The organism is Acinetobacter sp. Colony158, from assembly GCF_019264745.1.
GTDB classification, from domain to species: Bacteria; Pseudomonadota; Gammaproteobacteria; order Pseudomonadales; family Moraxellaceae; genus Acinetobacter; species Acinetobacter ursingii.
Window position 1 is genome coordinate 1444582 of the sequence record NZ_CP078523.1, and the last position, 16796, is coordinate 1461377.

The 16796-nt window shown below is 43.0% G+C and carries 14 protein-coding genes, 1 tRNA gene and 1 rRNA gene; 12 read left to right on the top strand and 4 right to left on the bottom strand.

From position 1 onward, the window contains the following. The first annotated feature begins 309 nt into the window (after positions 1-309). From JR005_RS05845 to JR005_RS05865, 5 genes are all read left to right on the top strand, one after another. Positions 310-1218 (top strand): hypothetical protein, encoded by a 909-nt coding sequence (locus JR005_RS05845; protein WP_004985591.1) that lies wholly within the window; start codon positions 310-312, stop codon positions 1216-1218. A 100-nt stretch (positions 1219-1318) separates the two neighbouring features. Beyond that, complete coding sequence (locus JR005_RS05850; protein ID WP_004985588.1) at positions 1319-1813, top strand: nucleoside deaminase; 495 nt, start codon at positions 1319-1321, stop codon at positions 1811-1813. Between the two features lie 119 nt (positions 1814-1932). After that, a complete protein-coding gene (locus tag JR005_RS05855; RefSeq protein ID WP_416378507.1) occupies positions 1933-3543 on the top strand; it encodes an ABC transporter ATP-binding protein in 1611 nt (536 codons plus the stop codon). Between the two features lie 27 nt (positions 3544-3570). Continuing rightward, positions 3571-4677 (top strand): ABC transporter permease, encoded by a 1107-nt coding sequence (locus tag JR005_RS05860; protein ID WP_218665710.1) that lies wholly within the window; start codon positions 3571-3573, stop codon positions 4675-4677. A 9-nt stretch (positions 4678-4686) separates the two neighbouring features. Beyond that, entirely contained in the window at positions 4687-5604 is a 918-nt protein-coding gene (locus JR005_RS05865) for an ABC transporter permease (protein WP_218665711.1), read from the top strand. 491 nt (positions 5605-6095) lie between these two features. Here JR005_RS05865 and JR005_RS05870 read toward each other — a convergent pair whose 3' ends face one another. The 3 genes from JR005_RS05870 to JR005_RS05880 are packed head-to-tail and all read right to left on the bottom strand — an operon-like array spanning position 6096 to position 9004. Then, entirely contained in the window at positions 6096-6668 is a 573-nt protein-coding gene (locus JR005_RS05870; RefSeq protein WP_218665712.1) for an L-threonylcarbamoyladenylate synthase, read from the bottom strand. Positions 6669-6710: 42 nt separating this feature from the next. Further along, complete coding sequence (gene dprA, locus JR005_RS05875; RefSeq protein WP_004985578.1) at positions 6711-7841, bottom strand: DNA-processing protein DprA; 1131 nt, start codon at positions 7839-7841, stop codon at positions 6711-6713. 11 nt (positions 7842-7852) lie between these two features. Further along, on the bottom strand, positions 7853-9004 hold the full coding sequence (locus JR005_RS05880; protein ID WP_218665713.1) for a LysM peptidoglycan-binding domain-containing protein: 1152 nt from the start codon (positions 9002-9004) through the stop codon (positions 7853-7855). A gap of 121 nt (positions 9005-9125) precedes the next feature. Here JR005_RS05880 and def point away from each other — a divergent pair, with 121 nt between their 5' ends. From def to JR005_RS05900, 4 genes are all read left to right on the top strand, one after another. Next, positions 9126-9650 (top strand): peptide deformylase, encoded by a 525-nt coding sequence (gene def, locus JR005_RS05885; protein ID WP_004985572.1) that lies wholly within the window; start codon positions 9126-9128, stop codon positions 9648-9650. 85 nt (positions 9651-9735) lie between these two features. Further along, on the top strand, positions 9736-10167 hold the full coding sequence (locus JR005_RS05890) for a DUF2946 family protein (protein WP_370685012.1): 432 nt from the start codon (positions 9736-9738) through the stop codon (positions 10165-10167). A gap of 100 nt (positions 10168-10267) precedes the next feature. Next, positions 10268-12310 carry a TonB-dependent copper receptor gene (locus JR005_RS05895; RefSeq protein ID WP_004995413.1) on the top strand — a complete coding sequence of 681 codons (2043 nt, stop codon included), beginning with the start codon at positions 10268-10270 and terminating at the stop codon, positions 12308-12310. Between the two features lie 43 nt (positions 12311-12353). Then, the gene (locus JR005_RS05900) at positions 12354-12611 is read left to right on the top strand and encodes a hypothetical protein (RefSeq protein ID WP_004985566.1); all 258 of its coding nucleotides are present in this window, start codon (positions 12354-12356) and stop codon (positions 12609-12611) included. 45 nt (positions 12612-12656) lie between these two features. Here JR005_RS05900 and JR005_RS05905 read toward each other — a convergent pair whose 3' ends face one another. Continuing rightward, entirely contained in the window at positions 12657-13862 is a 1206-nt protein-coding gene (locus tag JR005_RS05905) for an oxygenase MpaB family protein (protein ID WP_004995412.1), read from the bottom strand. An 86-nt stretch (positions 13863-13948) separates the two neighbouring features. Between JR005_RS05905 and JR005_RS05910 the strand changes: the two genes are divergently transcribed. The 3 genes from JR005_RS05910 (at position 13949) to JR005_RS05920 (ending at position 16795) form a co-directional block, all read left to right on the top strand. Continuing rightward, positions 13949-14542 carry a TetR/AcrR family transcriptional regulator gene (locus JR005_RS05910; protein ID WP_004995411.1) on the top strand — a complete coding sequence of 198 codons (594 nt, stop codon included), beginning with the start codon at positions 13949-13951 and terminating at the stop codon, positions 14540-14542. 471 nt (positions 14543-15013) lie between these two features. Next, a 16S ribosomal RNA gene (locus JR005_RS05915) occupies positions 15014-16550 on the top strand. A gap of 168 nt (positions 16551-16718) precedes the next feature. Further along, a tRNA-Ile gene (locus tag JR005_RS05920) sits at positions 16719-16795 on the top strand. Position 16796: the final 1 nt, after the last annotated feature.

Sequence of the window (16796 nt, forward strand, 5' to 3'; positions counted from 1 at the left end):
GTTTCATTCTCTCAATCACTTACGTTCAAGCACAGGGAGGTCGTGCAGCTATTGCCCTGTGCTTTTAATGCTCTGTATTTTCATGAAATTCGATTAAAAAAAAGACTGAATTGCGGGTTTATATCTATTTTAACATAAGCAACATTGTACATTTTTAATATGCCAATCTTTGGTAGGAAATTTGCCTTTATCTCTAAGTCAGATCGTTTTGCATTGGGGCAAACGTGATTTTAACAAAGCAATCAATCAGTATCTTGAAACGAATATTGTGCGCTTTGATCTTAACAAGGTGATAAGGGGAAATGTGTAATGAAAGTATTACAACAAGGTAATGCACTTAAAACGTTAATGACTGCTATGGCGACTATTCTAGGGGGAGTAGGTGTCATGCAATCTGCACAGGCCGCAACATGGAGTGATACTTCGATTGGTTGGCGCTACGGCACTCAATTTGCTGAACCGTATAAAAATGATGCAGATGGCAGCCGTACTGATATTACCAAACAAATTTTTAACCTGACCCATGCCAGTGGCGATAAATATGGTTCAAATTTCTTTAATGTCGACTTGCTTCAGTCTAATGATGAGCCAAATAGCACGCAATCCAACAATAAAGGCACTCAGGAAGCTTATGTGGTTATCCGTCGCTATCTGGATTTAGGTGCAATCACCAAAACCAACTTATCTGTACCAGGCTACATTCGTGGCGCAGGTTTAACAGCAGGGTTGGACTGGAATACCAAAAATGATAGTTATAGTTCTAAAAAGCGGATGTGGGTGGTTGGACCAACGATTCAATTTGATGTGCCTGGCTTTCTAGATTTTAGCATCTTGGCATTATTTGAAAGTAATGATCCTTCCTCAGATACACCACGTTTTGGCTATTCTTCTGGTCGCTATACTTACGATACACATGCAGCAGCTCAATTCACTTGGGGCATTCCGATTGCAAAAACACCATTATCTTTTGAAGGTTATGCACTCTGGATTGACTCTAAAGGAAAAAATGAATCGGGTGGCGATACCAAAGCTGAAACCCATATCGATGCACGGGTGATGTATGACCTAAGTTCAGTGATAGGTCTTAAAGGCAGTAAGTTGCGTGCTGGTGCAGGTTATGAGTACTGGAAAAATAAATTCGGCAATGATACCGATGGTTTTGCAGGAAAAGGCGCAACAGCCAGTACTCCAATGGTTCGTGTGGACTACCACTTCTAAAATGTATTGAGGATGCAGGTTGAGCGTAAGCAACAAGACCTTAGCTTGTTTACGCTCCATGCTCATGCTCAAACGCCATTGAATCCCAAGGGACAGCGAAATGACAACACATGATCAGGCCACAGCTCAAGACCTGTTTTTTTTAAGAAAAACCTTTGAACTGGCAGAACAAACCAAACAACAAGGCTTACATCCCTTTGCTGCAATTGTCGTGAATGCACAAGGGGAAATCGTGACACAGGCAGGCAATAACTCATTACCACCCACAGGTGATCCGACTCGCCATGCAGAAACTGTAGCCGCAGGACAGGCTGCGCGACTGTTACCCTTAGAACAGCTTCGAGGTTGCACGTTATATACCAATGCAGAACCCTGCGCGATGTGTTCAGGTGCTATTTATTGGACGGGCATTGGTCGCGTGGTTTATGGCATGAGTGAGGGTCAATTACTCGAAATCACGGGTAATCATCCAGAAAATCCAACCTTGTCTTTACCTTGCCGACAGGTCTTTGCCAGTGGACAACGAGCTATACAAGTGATTGGACCGTGTTTAAGTGAAGAAGCAGCACAAGCCCATCAGGGGTTCTGGTCTTGAGGTAAGCCTGAAGCTGATCATTATTTTATTTTTTAAATGATCTATATCTACCAAAGCAATGTGATTTTAGCATGGCATGTCCCTTGCTTCATTTCAATCACCTGAACCAAAGAGATGACATGATGGCACTACCTTCCGATACAGTCTCTGTTGATCCTGTCTTCAATACGACGAGCAACAAGTCAACGCCTATTATGCAGCAAAATCGTCTGGAACTGATCAATATTACCAAGCGCTATGGCAGCTTAGTCGCCAATGATCAAATTAGCTTACATGTCGCACCAGGTGAAATCCATGCAGTGCTTGGAGAAAATGGCGCAGGTAAAAGCACCCTGATGAAGATTATTTATGGTGCTGTCAAAGCCGATGAAGGAGAAATTGTCTGGAATGGTCGTTCGGTGAGTATCGAAAGTCCTGCCGCAGCCCGACGTTTGGGTATTGGGATGGTCTATCAGCATTTCTCGTTATTTGAAACCCTGACCGTTGTGGAAAATATTGCATTGGGCTTGGATGAAAAATTTGATCTAAACGCCTTATCCAAACGCGTGATTGAGGTGTCTGAAAAATATGGATTGCCTATCGATCCAAAAAGAACCGTTTATAGTTTATCGGTCGGGGAACGACAACGGGTTGAAATTGTTCGTTGCCTATTACAAAACCCATCATTGCTCATTTTAGATGAACCGACTTCAGTGCTGACGCCTCAAGCAGTGTTGACCTTATTTGAAACCCTACGCCGTCTGGCCAGCGAAGGCGTATCAATTTTATATATCAGTCATAAACTCAATGAGATAAAAACGCTCTGTGACTGTGCCACTATTTTACGTGGTGGAAAGGTTACAGGCACGGCCATTCCAAAACAAGAAAGTACCGCTAGTTTGGCCAAAATGATGATAGGTCGTGATCTTCCTGCTTACGAACATCCAGTTTATACAGGTGAAAGTCTGCCCATATTTGAAGTCAAACAGCTCAATGTACAGGCACCCGATATTTTTGGGACATCCCTTGAGAATATTCAGCTCAGTGTAAAAACAGGTGAAATTTTAGGGATTGCAGGGATTTCTGGAAACGGTCAGGCTGAACTTTTGACCGCTTTGTCTGGTGAAATCACCACAGCCAAAGATTGTGTCCTGTTAGAAGGTCGTGCGATTGGGAATTTAAATGCAGGACAACGCCGTGCATTGGGTTTTGGCTTTGTCCCCGAAGAACGTCTGGGACGTGGCGCAGTGCCTGCCATGAGTTTAACTCAAAATGCATTGTTGACCGCATTTCGACAAGGTTTTGTTCGTTATGGACTGGTCAGTTATGAAAAAGCACGTCAGTTTGCACAGGACTGTATTCAAAAATTTGCAGTAAAAGCTTCTGGCACTGAAGCTGCTGCTCGTTCCTTATCGGGAGGTAACCTACAAAAATTCATTGTAGGACGTGAAATTTTACAACAGCCAAAGGTCATGGTGGTGGCACAACCGACTTGGGGTGTTGATGTCGGAGCCGCAGCTTTTATCCGGCAGACTTTGATTGATTTATCCCGTCAAGGGGTTGCCATCATCGTGATTTCTGAAGAACTGGAAGAATTATTTGAGATCAGTGATCGAATTGCTGTTCTGGCGGCAGGTCGCCTGAGCCAAGCTCAACCTGTCAGCGAAACCAATGCAGAAGCCATTGGTTTGATGATGTCAGGATTAAATCGGCAAGCTGAAAGCTCAAGTGTTTTAAGCGCAACAGCTTAGACCATTTCATTTGAACGGGGATTATATATGCATTTACTCGAACCACGTGATCATCCATCGACATTAATGAAGTGGCTTTCACCTATCATTGCGCTGGTCGCGACTTTCACTATTGGTGGCTTGCTGTTTATGGCTCTAGGGAAAAATCCACTTGAAGCGTTTCAGGTGTTTTTTATCGAGCCATTATCCAGTTGGTATGGCTGGAGTGAATTGATAATTAAAGCCAGTCCCTTAATTTTAATTGCATTAGGTTTATCTGTTGGATTTAAAGCTCGTATTTTCAATATTGGTGCCGAAGGTCAGTTGATTATGGGGGCGATCTTTGGGGGTGGACTGGCCATTGCCTGTCAGGGAGTTTCAGGATTTTGGGTATTGCCATGTATGGTGATTGCAGGGGCGATCGGTGGTGCGTTGTGGGGAGCCATTCCTGCTTTATTAAAAACCCATTTTAATGCACAGGAAACGCTGACCACGTTAATGCTGAATTATATCGCGACCTTCATTTTACTGTACCTAATTAATGGGCCGTGGAAAGATCCAGCAGGTATGAATTTTCCACAATCGGTAATGTTCGATGATGGAACCTTGTTTCCAATTTTATTTGAAGGCACACGGATCAATGCCTTGATCGTGGTCACCATTTTTGCAGTCTTGGCATTTTGGTTGTTTAGTAAACGCAGTTTTCTGGCGTATAAGCTCGAAGTGGGTGGACAAGCGCCTGATGCGGCACGTTACGCAGGTTTTTCTGCCAAACAGGCGATTTGGTTTAGCTTGATGATTTCAGGTTTTATGGCCGGTATTGCAGGAGTGGGTGAAGTCGCGGGGCCTGTCGGACAGCTTAATCCTAATATTTCTCCAGGCTATGGCTATGCAGCAATCATTGTCGCGTACTTAGGCCGATTAAATCCGATTGGAATTGTACTGTCAGGCTTCTTGATGGCTCTGCTTTACATCGGCGGGGAAACAGCCCAGCTCAATCTACAACTCCCTGCCGCAATTACAGGATTATTTCAGGGCATGTTGTTGTTTTTCTTACTGGCAGCCGATGCTTTTATCGAAAATCGCTATCGTTTTGGCAAGTCTAAAACCATGAAAAAAAATACAGCTTCTCTTGTATCAACTGAAACAGCTTAGGAGTCAGGCATGATTGATTTAGTTCCAATTCTGGCCGGAACGCTGGCCGCAGGTACACCACTGATCTTTGCAGGGATGGGAGAATTAGTGGTAGAACGTACAGGTGTGATCAATCTAGGCGTTGAGGGAATGATGCTGATTGGCGCAATTGCAGGTTTTGCTTTTTGTGCAAGCACGGGATTAGGGCCTGCCGCGGGTTTAATCGCAGGTGCAATTGCAGGGATGGTAGCCGCCTTAATTTTTGCAATTTTGGCATTATCTCTAGCAGCCAATCAGGCAGCCTGTGGTCTCGCACTGACCATTTTTGGTGTAGGTTTATCGGCATTTGTGGGACAACATTTCGTGAGTAACAGCCTAGAAGGCTTAAAAGCGCTAGATATTCCAGTGCTCTCCGAGATTCCTTTTATTGGCCCGATTTTGTTCCATCAAAACTATGTCGTGTATTTGTCGATTTTAACGTTTTTTGTGATCTGGTGGATTTTGGCAAAAACTAAGCTGGGTTTATTGCTTAAAGCTGTTGGAGAATCCCCTGAATCGGCACATGCCATGGGTTATCCCGTGTTATTGATTCGTTACGGTGCAGTTCTGTTTGGCGGTGCAATGGCGGGAATTGGCGGTGCATTTTTATCGACCGTCTATACGCCACTGTGGGTGGAAAATATGGTGGCAGGTCGTGGCTGGATTGCGATTGCCTTAGTGGTATTTGCAGTTTGGAAGCCAGCACGGTTGATGATTGGTGCATATTTATTCGGCGGTGTTACGATTTTACAGTTCCATGCACAGGCTTTGGGTTTAGACCTACCTGTTGAACTGTTGGCATCCTTACCTTATTTGGCAACTATTTTAGTGTTGGTGGTCATTTCGCGGGATAAAAAATTACTGCAAATGAATTTGCCTGCCTCTTTAGGTAAGTCATTTATTCCTTAAGGTTTTTAAAAACAAGAACCCTAATGATGAATAGATCACGTACTCAGAGATCTATTCATCAGCGTTAAATCTTTTAAAATAATTTGCTTAAAGAGCCGTTGGATTGTTGTTTCTATATGATTTTTAAATAAATTTAAAATATGACAATAAATTCAAAATTTTAAAAAAATGAATGAAAATAGAGTGATAATTTTAATTATTAAGTATAATTGAATAATAATGCTCATTATTTATAGGTTTTTATAAGATAAATAATATATTTGTATAAGATAAAGGAATCATCCATAATACATTCATTGCAAAATATGACTTAAATTCTAATCAGTCATTGCAACCAGATTTAGTTTACCCTCTGGATGTGATTGAAAAACATCCTTTTTATGCTCAACCATCTACATGGTTGAGCTTTTTTTATTTTCAAAGATCAATGTTTCAGCATTGAATAAGCAAACTTAACTTAGACAAATTAACGATCAATACTTAGGGTGACTCTAAGCGCGTATGACCTGCCCTGTCTGAGCGTCGATAATACGACTCGGTTCTTGACTCAAGCCTAAATCACCATTGAGATAATCAACTTTTGAGTCGAAATATTGACTCGCATCCTGCAAAGAACGTGCAGGTTCTAATCCCGCGGGATTGGCACTGGTGGAGACAATAAAACCGTTAAATGCATGACACAGCGCCACACATAAGGCATGTGTCGTAACTCTTACCGCGACTTGGCTGTGCTGTCCGGTAATCCACTTGGGAATTTGTGCTGCATTGACCGGAAGTAGCCACGTGGTCGCACGTTCAGTCACGCTGCGATCGGTCCAGCTTTGAATCACCTGATGTTGTCGTTTTGAATCAAGATTCAGAAGTAAAGGTCGAACTTGATCGATATGACCTGCCAGTAAAATAACCCCTTTTTCAATCGGGCGTTGTTTTAGGCTGAGAATTTTATGAAAGGCTTGTTCATTAAAAGGATCGCAACCTAATCCCCATACGGCCTCAGTAGGATAGGCAAGCACATTGCCCTGTTTTAAGCTTTGTGCTGCTTCTACAACGGAGGTGGTCAGCATGATGATGTCCTGCTTGGATAAAAACAGTCGCTATTGTGAACGTTAATAGTTTGGTCGGCAACGTTGATATAAACCAGCCTGTTGCATACATAGTCCCGAGAGTTCAAGTTCCATCAATTGACCAGTTAATTCGGCAGTTGATCCAGTAAAGTTTTGAGCGAGTTGATCGATACTTTGTCCGATCCAATCCAGTTGTTGATATAAGCCAATTAAATGCTCTGGGATATGATGAGTTTGCTCAGTTGAGTCAGGTTGCACTTGCTGATTGATTTGCCATTGTGTTGGCAGCGCTAAATCTTCAATGATCTGTTCAGGATGATCAACCAAAATTGCACCTTCCCGAATCAGTTGATGGCAACCTTGATGAAATTCGCTATAAATATGCCCTGGAATCGCAAAAATGAGTTTGCCTTGTTTGGCTGCTTCATTGGCGGTGATTAATGAGCCGCTTTGCTGTTTGGCTTCAACCACCAGTACTCCCAGACTTAAGCCACTCACGATTCGGTTACGCCGTGGAAAATGACGTTGTAAGGGCAAGGTTTGCGGTAAAAATTCACTAATGACTGCACCTTGTTGTGCTATTTGTTGGCGTAAATCTTGATTGGCTGTCGGATAAGTCGTATCCAGACCCGTACCCATGACCGCGATACTACGCTGATGCTGTAAACCACCCTGATGTGCTGCTTCATCAATCCCATGTGCCAGACCGCTACTAACAAAGAAGCCTTTTTCACTTAAATAAAAAGCAAAATCATAAGCGACCTGTCGACCATGTGGACTAGGTTTGCGGCTACCTACAATTGCAATTTGTGGTTGTAGTAAGGCATCAACTTTACCCTGCCCAAAAATAATCGGTGGGCGATCTTCATAAGGAAGCAGTTGCGATGGGTATAGTGTATCATCGGGTGTAACAATAAAATCGGTGTACTGTTTTACCAAATTAATCAGTCTAGCAAAATCCTGTTGACCAGCATCGCTTTGATATTCTTGAACACGTTTCAGATGACTGGCATGTAAGCCCAACTGTGACCACTGCGCCAAATGTTGGGGCAACATGGCTTGTTCACAATCACCAAAATGATGTTTGATTTTTTGAAATGCAGAAAGAGAATGTTGCACCAGATACCACACCGCAATGGTGTGGTAGTGATGAGGATTCAAATTGTTTAGCATAAGATGGGTTTTTAATCGTCAAGACGGGGAGGCAAAATCTCAGCACCCACTTTAATCGGTAGGGAACTTTCTAACACATAGGCATAGCTTAGTTGGTCAAAAGTTCTAAATACCATCAAGGTTCCGACTTTCTGATTTGGTAATTTGATTCTTTCTTTGGTTTTAGGGTCCTGAACCGTTTCACCTTGTTGATAAATTGCAAAAACATGACCTGATTGCACACCATCCAGACGACCACGATCAATGGTGACTACACTATTTTTAGCAGCAGAACCGATTGAACCCATTACCCGAATGATCTGTCCACCTTGAGTCACCTGATTGGCTTCTGTTGGATAGAACAAAGTTGGTAACATGGCTTCTTGTTCAAACATGACCAGATCACCACGACGAACTTCAGCATTGTAGCTATCGGTCAGTTCCATGGTGGCAATATCATGGTCGACTTGAGTCACAATACCTGAAGCGACTTGCAGTAATTCCAAGCCCACGGTGTGTTTTTTGCCATTTGCATCTGTCAGCACATAAGGTTCGCCTTTACGATAGACCGCATAGCGTTGACCCGAAGTTAGGCCCTGACCGCGTACATAAACATTTTGCCCTTTACCTGCCAGTACACGCTGATCTGCTGTCCCTAAAATATAAGGTGTATTTTCGATACTGTCACTCGCGACAATGGTGGTACGATCTAACCATTGTTTGATATTGTCCAGTGGAATCACAGGAATCGTATTACTGAGTTGTTCAATACGAACTTGAGGCTGTAGCGTGGTTCGTCCCGAATAACGACGGATAATACCTTCACAACCATCACCTTCGTCACGGCCTACCAGTGGACGTCCATCTAGCGTACATAACAACAAGCGATCACCGGGATAAATCCAGTGCGGGTTCTTAACGTGTTTATTGCTTGCCCAGATTTCAGGCCAGCGCCAAGGTTTATCCAGAAATTTTCCTGAAATATCCCACAATGTATCGCCTTTTTTAACGACATAAACATTTGGTGCGCTTGCTCTGAGTGAAGGTGGATTCACGTTTGGACTTGCTGCGTAGGTTGCACTGAGTCCCGTCATCCCGAGTCCAGCGCAAATCGCCACAGCGATACAATGTTTTTTCAACCCCAAGGCATTAAATGATCGAATGCCGTGCAAAACCTTTTTCATTATCATAATTCCTAAAAATTATGTGTGTAGTTGCGTTATAATCAGCACAATACACACATTTTTTTGATGAAGCTTTTTCTTCATTGGTTTTTCGATCAATGGCATAAGTGAGGATAACCATATGGCCTTATTACCTATTTTAAGTTTCCCAGATCCCCGCCTGCGCACCATTGCTAAGCCAGTTGAAGAAGTGACCGATGAAATTCGTCAACTTGCAGCTGATATGTTTGAAACTATGTATGAAGCACCAGGTATTGGTTTGGCTGCGACACAAGTAGATCGTCATATTCAACTGATTGTCATGGATTTGTCTGAAAATAAAGACCAACCCATGGTATTTATTAACCCCAAAGTTACCCCACTCACCGAAGAAACTCAGCCGTACGAAGAAGGCTGTCTCTCAGTGCCTCAAATATACGATAAAGTTGAGCGTCCGTCACGTGTCAAAATAGAGGCAATTAACCTTGATGGTCAAGCATTTGAGTTGGAGGCTGACGAACTTCTCGCTGTTTGTATCCAACATGAAATGGATCACTTAAATGGCAAGTTATTTGTGGATTATTTATCGCCACTAAAACGTCAACGAGCGCGTGAAAAAGTTGAAAAAGTGGTGCGTCAACGTGAAAAAGTGGCAGTAAAACGCTAATTTTGGCAAAAGCTGTTGTACTAAAAGCCCAATTTTGATTGGGCTTTGTTATACTTGCCGACGAAAAAATGTTGAGATGAACGTTTTGCTGTTACGCACAGGGTTGCTGCTGGGTTTTACCGCAGTATTTTTACAGGTCGCGGTATTTTTACAACCGCTATTACCGAAGCAATATCAAATTGCTCCGGTCTGTGAAACTATTACCCAAGCGTTAAGGTTAACTGCATCATCTTCTTCTGATCATTCCTCGCTTTCAGCGATGCAGCATATGCATCATGATATGTCTGCACCATCCAAGCCTGTACAGGGTCATGACCATCATGATCTGAATCATCAATGTCAGTATTGTACGGTCTATGGCAATCTAGTGTTACCTCCTGAACTCGAAGTTAAAGAAGTTTTAGTCCGGATTCAGATTCGCTTATTGGCATATCAACAAACGTTTCGGCATATTTACTTCGCGCTTCAGCGACTTTTTTTACTACCTCAGGGCCGAGCCCCGCCTGTTTTCGCATAACTAGATACCTTTAGCTTTCTAGGTTTTAAAGCTTACATCTGCTTAAGCTGTTTTTGCGCAGTTTAGGCCACTCCGTATTTATGTTTTGAGATAAACAGACATGACTCAAACTCAATTTTTATTACAGCCGCTTTCGGCTGCGGTTTTGATCGCCCTAAGCTCAAGTGGCGTGTTTGCAGAAGATGATATTCAAACCAAGAAAATGGTACCCATCGTGGTGACGGCTCAGGATAATCGCCTATCAAATGGTTTGATTGTTCAAGCGGATCCTAAACAGCCGATCCAGCCTGTACCTGCAACCGATGGTGCCGATTATTTACAAAGCATTATGGGCTTTAATGCGATTAAAAATGGTGGAACTAATGGTGATGTCACCTTTCGCGGCATGTTTGGTTCGCGCATCAAAATTTTGACCGATGGCACAGAAAATCTGGGTGCTTGTCCAGCGCGTATGGATGCGCCCACTTCCTATATTAATCCAGAAAGTTATGATCGAATTACTGTGATCAAAGGGCCACAAACGGTTCAATATGCCAATACAGGTTCTGCGGCAACCGTGATTTTTGATCGGGAACCAGAAAATTTAACGGCCAATCAACCTTATCGTGGACAGGCCAGTGTCTTGATGGGATCTTATGGGCGACTCGATCATAATGTGGAAGCGGCGATTGGCGATGAAACTAAATATGCGCGTATTAACGCCAATCGTTCAGTAGCCAATGATTATCACGATGGCAATGGTGACAAAGTTCATTCTAATTGGGAACGTTGGAATGCCGATTTAGCTCTAGGTTGGAAACCGACACAAGATTCATGGATTGAACTGAAAGGTGGAAAAGGCGATGGCGAAGCGGCATATGCTGGACGTACGATGGACGGAACACAGTTTCAGCGTGAAAGTTTAGGATTACACGCAGAACAAAAAAACCTAACCGATGTGATTAAAAAAGTTGAAGCTCAAGTGGATTATAGCTACAACGATCACATCATGGATAATTATAAAATGCGTACCCCACCCATGATGCCTATGGCCATGGAAGTTACGCGCCGTACACTTAATACACGAGCAGCGATCACTACAGAGTGGGATAATTTTAGTGTGATTTCTGGTGTTGATCGTCAGGAAAATAAGCATGCGGGCAATATGTACATGCGCGATGCAAATCCAATTCCACCGTTAGATGGAGATTTACGCTTTGAATCTTATGGTGCGTTTAGCGAATGGACCTATCGTTTAAATCCAAACAATAAACTGGTTGCTGGTGCACGTTTTGACCATGTCAAAGCGGACAGTGCTGAAAATGATCAGGAACGAACCGATACCAATCCAAGTGGTTTTATTCGTATCGAAAGCACCTTGCCTGAGCATGGTTTTAAAACCTATGCCGGAATAGGTTATGTTGAACGTAGTCCAGATTATTGGGAGCTGTATAGCACCGCGACGGATCATGGAAACGGTTCAACCAATATGATGGGTCAGTCTTCTTATTTAATGGTTAATAATTTAAATAACTTAAAGACCGAGAAAACTGCTCAATTGGATATCGGGTTTGAGCAGCAACATGGTGCTTGGAACACATGGGCTTCAGCGTATGCGGGGTTGATCAATGATTTTATTCTGGTCAGGTATAATGCGCCAAACGCAAGCCAAATGTATCCATTGGCAAATAATGTTGATGCGACGATTGCAGGTGCAGAAGCAGGTGTGGGTTATCAATTTAATGAGCATCTTCAGGCTGATCTTTCTGCAATGTATGCATGGGGTGAAAATACCACGGACAATAAACCTTTGCCCCAAATTGCACCGTTGGAAGGGCGTTTGAATCTACGTTATGTACAGGAAAAATACAGCTTAGGTCTGTTATGGCGTGCAGTAGCTGAACAGAATCGGATTAGCCTAAACGACGGTAACATCGTGGGCTATGATATGGGGAAAAGCAAAGCCTTTTCGACGCTAGCCATGAATGCAACATACAAGTACAGTGAAGCACTCGACTTCTCAGTCGGGATTGATAACCTATTCGATAAAGCTTATAGCGAACACTTGAATAAATCGGGTGCTGCCTTGTTCGGTTATGCTGCCAATGAACAGTTTAATAACATTGGTCGTAACTACTGGGCGCGTGTCAGTATGAAATTCTGATTTTCTGGATATAAACATCGTTTCAATTTTATGGAGAATGTCCATGCGTGAAAAACTGTCACCCGAAAAATCGATTTGGGGTTGGAAACTCCTGATCATCGCGATTATTTTAGCCTTTTTGTTTATGTGGGTATTTTATTTGGCAATGAATAATGAGCCTGACTATATGCCAATGCACAAACAAAAGCAGATGCAAATGCAGCATCAGATGCAGTCTGAGTCTGAAAAAAATGATGCTATGCCGATGGATATGAAAGATATGCCGATGGATCATCAACATGACCCATCATCTTCACATTAAAAGCGTTCGTTAAAAGACAAGAGGGAGTTTAAACTCCCTCTTGTCTTATTGATGCATACTGGCCAATTGTTCCGATTCACTTTGATATAAAGCGAGTCCCAGTTTTTGAATATTTCGTCCTTTTGCTCGCAAAGTTTGATCCAGTTTGGGCACAAATTTAGCCCCTGTGTATAACACCAAATTGCGAATCATCAGATAATAAGCAAACCAAGCCGCTGAACCATGTTCTAAGCCTAACTTTTGCATACGCTTTCGACCAATAAAAAACTGAGTCACTTGCAGATGCTGTCGATAAGCTATTTTTTGTTGTAAGGGGCGAAGATAACGATAACGCCGTTCAAAAGGCTCTTTCGATAAACTCTGTCCAAGTGCAAAACTGGAATCATCAGATTGAGGATGGGCAAACTGCATCCAATACAACAATCGCCAACCCTGACTTTCCTGATCCACCAGCCATTTTTCATCGACGCCCATCAGCCAACCAATATATTTCCAAAAATGCAGAAAATTTTCGACTTCTTGTTGATTGGGTAAAATTCCCAGCGCACGAATTCCGAGTAATACCACGCCACTAAAAGCAATATTGGTCATGGCCAGATCAAACTGATTAATCGGTAAGCCCCAAGTACTGGCATCCCAACGTTCTGATTTACCTAACTGATGACGGACTAATGCATGAATAAACCGTACATAAATGGTTGAGGTAAAACCTGCATTAAAACGTTGTAAACTATTAGGTTCAGTAATATCAACCCACCACTTGGTCGTTTCAGCTAAACGTGTTCCTGCCTGTTTTTTTAAGGCACCCGTTAGCATCAAAGGTTGATTAAATCCAGGATATAAATATCCCGCCATAAGCGATAAGTCCCGAAGAATAAAACCATTATTAATACCTAGCTTATGTGTAAAAGCTAATGCAGCATCGATCTTATCTTGTTCCAGCCAAACAGGCGCTTGGGTGACATGTGCGAAGAAATGCTCAAGTTCTTGGATCGACTCTGGCAGTTGCTCAATGCCCTGAAACAAGGCTGTTTCAAAGAGCTGACGATGTAAACGTGGATTTTTCATTATCCAGAGTATGAGCTGATCCATCTCATGATCGCCCGACTGCAAGGCCTGACCCAGTGCGGTGTATTCCTCAAAGCTGGGTTGAATCGGACGTTTATTGATGCGTGATAAAACACGACTCAACCAGCTCTGCTCGGACATGCGTTCAAAAGAAGACAATCTTGAGGGGGTTGTATTTTGCATTTGAAGTTGGTGCCTGATTATTGTTTAATCAAACTCTAATACGAATAATTATTCGTATTCAATTCGCATCTTGAAAAGAACATCCCATGAGAAAGCAGCCACAACAACAACGCGCCATTTATTTGGTTGATACTGTTTTACATGCAGCCCAATTATGTATTGCTGAACATGGTCTGTTGCAACTCACGACACCTAAAATTGCAGAGCGTTCAGGAATTAGTGTCGGATCAATTTATCAATATTTTGAAAATAAAGAACAAATCGTTCAGGAATTACTGTTGCGCAAAAGTGAAACATTAGGGCTGGCGCTTAAACAACTTGTGGTGACGCAAGAACAGCTCACGATTGAAGAGATTATTCCACTGAGTGTTCAATTTGGTTTTGATATGATGAAAGCCGATCAGGGGTTTTTTATTGAAGTGCTTAAACATTGGCATGGCTATAACCATTCAAAAGCCGCTCAGGTTTTAGAACAGCATTTTTTTGAAGTTGGTTTGTATGTATTTAATCGTTTTTATCGAGAGTGGGACTTTGAAACCCTAAAACATAAATCCTTTGTGATTATTAATAGCACTTTATTTACTATGATGCGCTACGTCAGTAATAATGATTTTTTGATTGAAGAACAGCAACTTAAGAATGAACTATCGAAAATGATTTTAGCTTACTTAAAAAACTAAAATAAATTAAACAATTAAAATCATTGGCTTATATGTAATTTGGTTTAAAAGATAAGCACTTGAAAATTAAAAACCAGAATAAGGCTTGCGAAGAACTGATAATGCTGTAGAATGCGCACTCATCGGCGGTGATGCGGATAAAAACTTGTTGAAAAACAGGGTGTTGGTTGGGTCTTGAAGGATTTGATTGATATTTTGGTTGAGTAGAATGAGTTTTAGAAATATCTAAATTGCCTGTTGACTTTTAAGAGATTGAGAGTAATATAGCCGACCTAGCTTGATGCTGACGAAGCATGAAGAAGATCATTAAGAATATAGAAGAACAACTTGTGTGGATTTTTACTAATTGATTGATYGAAATATTATCATTRATTAATTGGTTTAAATTACTCGAAGTTTATTTGAGAGAATTTGTCAGTAATTGATGAGCCAGAATTGGCGTCTTGTCTTAACTAAGACGCAAAATGATTTTAACTGAAGAGTTTGATCATGGCTCAGATTGAACGCTGGCGGCAGGCTTAACACATGCAAGTCGAGCGGAGAGAGGTAGCTTGCTACTGATCTTAGCGGCGGACGGGTGAGTAATACTTAGGAATCTGGCTATTAGTGGGGGACAACATTTCGAAAGGGATGCTAATACCGCATACGTCCTACGGGAGAAAGCAGGGGATCNNNNGACCTTGCGCTAATAGATGAGCCTAAGTCGGATTAGCTAGTTGGTGGGGTAAAGGCCTACCAAGGCGACGATCTGTAGCGGGTCTGAGAGGATGATCCGCCACACTGGGACTGAGACACGGCCCAGACTCCTACGGGAGGCAGCAGTGGGGAATATTGGACAATGGGGGGAACCCTGATCCAGCCATGCCGCGTGTGTGAAGAAGGCCTTATGGTTGTAAAGCACTTTAAGCGAGGAGGAGGGTACTGGTATTAATACTACCAGGTACTGGACGTTACTCGCAGAATAAGCACCGGCTAACTCTGTGCCAGCAGCCGCGGTAATACAGAGGGTGCGAGCGTTAATCGGATTTACTGGGCGTAAAGCGTGCGTAGGCGGCTAATTGAGTCGGATGTGAAATCCCCGAGCTTAACTTGGGAATTGCATTCGATACTGGTTAGCTAGAGTGTGGGAGAGGATGGTAGAATTCCAGGTGTAGCGGTGAAATGCGTAGAGATCTGGAGGAATACCGATGGCGAAGGCAGCCATCTGGCCTAACACTGACGCTGAGGTACGAAAGCATGGGGAGCAAACAGGATTAGATACCCTGGTAGTCCATGCCGTAAACGATGTCTACTAGCCGTTGGTCTCTTTGAGGGATTAGTGGCGCAGCTAACGCGATAAGTAGACCGCCTGGGGAGTACGGTCGCAAGACTAAAACTCAAATGAATTGACGGGGGCCCGCACAAGCGGTGGAGCATGTGGTTTAATTCGATGCAACGCGAAGAACCTTACCTGGTCTTGACATAGTAAGAACTTTCCAGAGATGGATTGGTGCCTTCGGGAGCTTACATACAGGTGCTGCATGGCTGTCGTCAGCTCGTGTCGTGAGATGTTGGGTTAAGTCCCGCAACGAGCGCAACCCTTTTCCTTATTTGCCAGCACTTTGGGTGGGAACTTTAAGGATACTGCCAGTGACAAACTGGAGGAAGGCGGGGACGACGTCAAGTCATCATGGCCCTTACGACCAGGGCTACACACGTGCTACAATGGTCGGTACAAAGGGTTGCTACCTAGCGATAGGATGCTAATCTCAAAAAGCCGATCGTAGTCCGGATTGGAGTCTGCAACTCGACTCCATGAAGTCGGAATCGCTAGTAATCGCGGATCAGAATGCCGCGGTGAATACGTTCCCGGGCCTTGTACACACCGCCCGTCACACCATGGGAGTTTGTTGCACCAGAAGTGGATAGTCTAACTGCAAAGAGGACGTTCACCACGGTGTGGCCGATGACTGGGGTGAAGTCGTAACAAGGTAGCCGTAGGGGAACCTGCGGCTGGATCACCTCCTTAACGAAAAGATTGATTGATTGGTAAGAATCCACAACAAGTTGTTCTTCTGGTATCTGAATGAAAAAGATTTAGAGAGAAGCTTTTAAAAAAGAGCGAGAATCAAACACTACGCACAGCGAAGCTGTTTGTCTTGCGAAACTTTTAAAGCGGTGCTTTAAAACTTTCTCAGGGTCTGTAGCTCAGTTGGTTAGAGCACACGCTTGATAAGCGTGGGGTCACAAGTTCAAGTCTTGTCAGACCCACCAC

Excerpts from the sequence above, each read along its gene's own strand:
- JR005_RS05845 (WP_004985591.1), top strand. The coding sequence starts at position 310 with ATGAAAGTATTACAACAAGGTAATGCACTTAAAACGTTAATGACTGCT.
- JR005_RS05850 (WP_004985588.1), top strand. The coding sequence starts at position 1,319 with ATGACAACACATGATCAGGCCACAGCTCAAGACCTGTTTTTTTTAAGA.
- JR005_RS05855 (WP_416378507.1), top strand. The coding sequence starts at position 1,933 with ATGATGGCACTACCTTCCGATACAGTCTCTGTTGATCCTGTCTTCAAT.
- JR005_RS05860 (WP_218665710.1), top strand. The coding sequence starts at position 3,571 with ATGCATTTACTCGAACCACGTGATCATCCATCGACATTAATGAAGTGG.
- JR005_RS05865 (WP_218665711.1), top strand. The coding sequence starts at position 4,687 with ATGATTGATTTAGTTCCAATTCTGGCCGGAACGCTGGCCGCAGGTACA.
- JR005_RS05870 (WP_218665712.1), bottom strand. The coding sequence starts at position 6,668 with ATGCTGACCACCTCCGTTGTAGAAGCAGCACAAAGCTTAAAACAGGGC.
- dprA (WP_004985578.1), bottom strand. The coding sequence starts at position 7,841 with ATGCTAAACAATTTGAATCCTCATCACTACCACACCATTGCGGTGTGG.
- JR005_RS05880 (WP_218665713.1), bottom strand. The coding sequence starts at position 9,004 with ATGAAAAAGGTTTTGCACGGCATTCGATCATTTAATGCCTTGGGGTTG.
- def (WP_004985572.1), top strand. The coding sequence starts at position 9,126 with ATGGCCTTATTACCTATTTTAAGTTTCCCAGATCCCCGCCTGCGCACC.
- JR005_RS05895 (WP_004995413.1), top strand. The coding sequence starts at position 10,268 with ATGACTCAAACTCAATTTTTATTACAGCCGCTTTCGGCTGCGGTTTTG.
- JR005_RS05900 (WP_004985566.1), top strand. The coding sequence starts at position 12,354 with ATGCGTGAAAAACTGTCACCCGAAAAATCGATTTGGGGTTGGAAACTC.
- JR005_RS05905 (WP_004995412.1), bottom strand. The coding sequence starts at position 13,862 with ATGCAAAATACAACCCCCTCAAGATTGTCTTCTTTTGAACGCATGTCC.
- JR005_RS05910 (WP_004995411.1), top strand. The coding sequence starts at position 13,949 with ATGAGAAAGCAGCCACAACAACAACGCGCCATTTATTTGGTTGATACT.